The organism is Pseudomonas fluorescens, from assembly GCF_902497895.1.
In the GTDB taxonomy this organism is placed as follows: domain Bacteria; phylum Pseudomonadota; class Gammaproteobacteria; order Pseudomonadales; family Pseudomonadaceae; genus Aquipseudomonas; species Aquipseudomonas fluorescens_BP.
Window position 1 is genome coordinate 1 of sequence record NZ_CABVHQ010000145.1, and the last position, 3,197, is coordinate 3,197.

General features: G+C 59.1%; 1 protein-coding gene and 1 pseudogene. Both read left to right on the forward strand.

The window, feature by feature from the left end:
• Positions 1-310 (forward strand): annotated as a pseudogene (locus F8N21_RS30150) (23S rRNA pseudouridylate synthase B); the annotation flags it as partial.
• 968 nt (positions 311-1,278) lie between these two features.
• Positions 1,279-2,697, forward strand: a complete 1,419-nt coding sequence (locus tag F8N21_RS30160) for an amino acid permease (protein ID WP_150645588.1) — start codon at positions 1,279-1,281, stop codon at positions 2,695-2,697.
• Positions 2,698-3,197 lie beyond the last annotated feature (500 nt).

Here is a 3,197-nt window from a genome sequence, read left to right on the forward strand (position 1 = left end):
GCGCAAGCCTGCGGAACCGCGTCAGGAGGGTGTACGCGGTCCACGCACTCCGCGTCCGGCTACCGGTCGCGGTGCTCCAACCGGCGGTCGTAGCGATCGTGGTGCGCCAGCAGGCGGTCGCAGCGATTCCAGCCGCGGTACGCCAGTGGCAGAGCGCCCGGCCGATACCAAGCGCCCAGCCAAGCCAGCGCCGAAGTCCAAGCGTCCGGGCATTGTCCTGGTCGACAAGGATGCGCCATCGGGCAAACGCCGTGGCGCACCGGCCGGTTCGGGCCAGCGTCCAGGCTTTGGCCGTCGTAAGCCGGAGTGAAGCAGCGGTAAGCTTTGAGCTTCAAGCGACAAGCAGAAACGCCAACCCTCGGGTTGGCGTTTTTTTTTACTCTTCGTATCACTGTGTAGAAACAGCGGTGCTCCTGCCTCCGCCATCGCGAGCAAGCTCGCTCCCACATTAGATCTTCAGTGTGTTCGCGATCTTACGATCAACACAGGTCCACTGTGGGAGCGAGCTTGCTCGCGATGGCGTCAGCAGCAACAACCCCATCCCTCGACCGATCTGCAGTGGAAATTTTGTGTTCCGCTTTGTAATGAAATATTTACGAATATTCCGCTTTTCACCCATGGAATCGACGAATTTTCGCCAGCGTAAGGAAAACCTGCCGAATTTTTGCCGGAAGGGGGGGCCACAAGGCTCTACCCCGGTTGTTTCCCGACGCTGGTGAGGGTGTTATGCGCGCCATGCCTGTCGTGCAGGTCATAACAAGAAGGAGGCGCAATGTACGCCATGATCCATTCCCACCGACTCTCTCCGAGCGACGATACCCCCATCGTCGCCTCTGACGGCCCCCAGCGGTTCGTCCCTGTTATTGCCGCCGTCCGCGACCCGCGAGACGGCCCCGTGCCATCCCGGCCACCGACGCGCTGATCAGGCGGTGTCTGGCAGCAGCGGGTTACGGGTGTACAATGCGCGGCGTTTTAACTGTGACTCAACTGCGTATCTGCGCATTTTGCGCCTGTCGGCTGTCATGACTCGTTTGCTCTGCACTGCGTTCGATTGCCCAAGGCCAATAAACTCAAGGCTATCCGCCTTGTTCACTCCGCCGCGTCACAAGCGCGTCGGGTTCGATTTCGTCACAGATAAAAACAAACAGGTGACGCATGACGGTTAAAAAAACCCTGAACTCCTGGTGCCTGCGCTGGGGTTTGATCCCCGCTGCTTAATTTCGTACCCAAGCAGCAACGTCCAACGAACATCATCAAACCTTGCGTGAGACCCTTTTCATGAGTGGACAAAACTCGCATTCAGGCGAGCTTAAGCGCGGCCTGAAGAATCGCCATATTCAACTGATCGCCCTCGGTGGCGCGATCGGTACCGGGTTGTTTCTCGGTTCCGCCGGTGTGCTGAAATCGGCCGGCCCGTCGATGATCCTCGGCTACGCGATCTGCGGCTTCATTGCGTTCATGATCATGCGCCAACTCGGCGAAATGATCGTGGAAGAGCCGGTGGCTGGCTCGTTCAGCCACTTCGCACACAAATACTGGGGCGGTTTTGCCGGTTTCCTGTCGGGCTGGAATTGCTGGATCCTGTACATCCTGGTGGGCATGTCGGAACTGACCGCGGTCGGCAAATACATCCACTACTGGGCACCGGACATCCCGACCTGGGTATCGGCAGCCGGGTTCTTCGTACTGATCAACCTGATCAACCTGGCCAACGTCAAAGTCTTTGGCGAGGCTGAATTCTGGTTTGCGATCATCAAGGTCGTGGCTATTGTCGGCATGATCGCCCTGGGCAGCTACATGCTGGTCAGCGGCAACGGCGGGCCACAGGCGTCGGTGACCAACCTGTGGGAACACGGTGGTTTCTTCCCCAATGGCGTCAGCGGTCTGGTGATGGCCATGGCCGTCATCATGTTCTCCTTCGGCGGCCTGGAAATGCTCGGTTTCACCGCAGCCGAGGCTGACCAGCCGAAGACCGTGATCCCGAAAGCCATCAACCAGGTGATCTACCGGATCCTGATTTTTTACATCGGTGCACTGGTGGTGCTGTTGTCCCTGACTCCATGGGACAGTTTGCTGGCCAGTCTGAACGCCTCCGGCGATGCGTATAGCGGCAGCCCGTTCGTTCAGGTGTTCTCGATGCTCGGCAGCAACACCGCGGCGCACATCCTCAACTTCGTGGTCTTGACCGCGGCGCTGTCGGTGTACAACAGCGGCACCTACTGCAATAGCCGCATGCTGCTGGGCATGGCCGAGCAGGGCGATGCACCGAAGGCGCTGGCGAAGATCGACAAGCGTGGCGTGCCGGTGCGCTCGATTCTGGCGTCGGCCGCGGTGACCCTGGTCGCCGTGCTGCTCAACTACTGGATCCCGCAACATGCGCTGGAACTGCTGATGTCGCTGGTGGTTGCGACCCTGGTGATCAACTGGGCGATGATCAGCTTCTCGCACTTCAAGTTCCGCCAGCACATGGACCGCACCAAGCAGACGCCGTTGTTCAAGGCCCTGTGGTACCCGTATGGCAACTACGTCTGCCTGGCGTTCGTAGTGTTCATCCTCGGCGTCATGCTGCTGATCCCGGGCATCCAGATCTCGGTCTACGCGATCCCGGTGTGGGTGGCGTTCATGTGGGTCTGCTACGGCATCAAGAACAAGCGCAGTGAGCAACAGGCGCTGATGGCGGCTGGTTCAGTGAAGTAAAGCGTTACCCGAGAACAACAAACCCGGCCCAGTGCCGGGTTTGTTGTTTGTGGGTGCATGCAAAACCTGTGGGCTTGCCCAAATGCCAGTCAGTAAAGGGAAGTCAGTCCCGGATGCTGCGTTCTGATCCGAGATCCACCCCTCACCCCAACCCTCCCGAAACGTCGGACCGCCCCAAGGGGGCGAGGGAGCAGAATGTGGGTTTCTTAAGATATGCTGCGACCTGAATGTAATTCATTGAATCCATAATCGACTCGGTTTCACAGGTCGCAGAAAATCGGCAGACACTCAAGATCAGCTCCCTCGCCCCTCTGGGCATAGGTATCTACATATCTCGCTGGTCGAACACCCTACCTGTGGCGAGGGGGCTTGCCCCCGCTGGGTCGCGAAGCGGCCCTAAAACCGGCTATCGCGGTTTTCCAGGTAGAACGCATCCGCCGGTTTTACGACTGCTGCGCAGCCGAGCGGGGGCAAGCCCCCTCGCCACAGTATTTGGCAGC

What these genes read in the sequence shown, in the direction of transcription:
- F8N21_RS30160 (WP_150645588.1), top strand. Translation starts at nt 1,279, where the DNA reads ATGAGTGGACAAAACTCGCATTCAGGCGAGCTTAAGCGCGGCCTGAAG.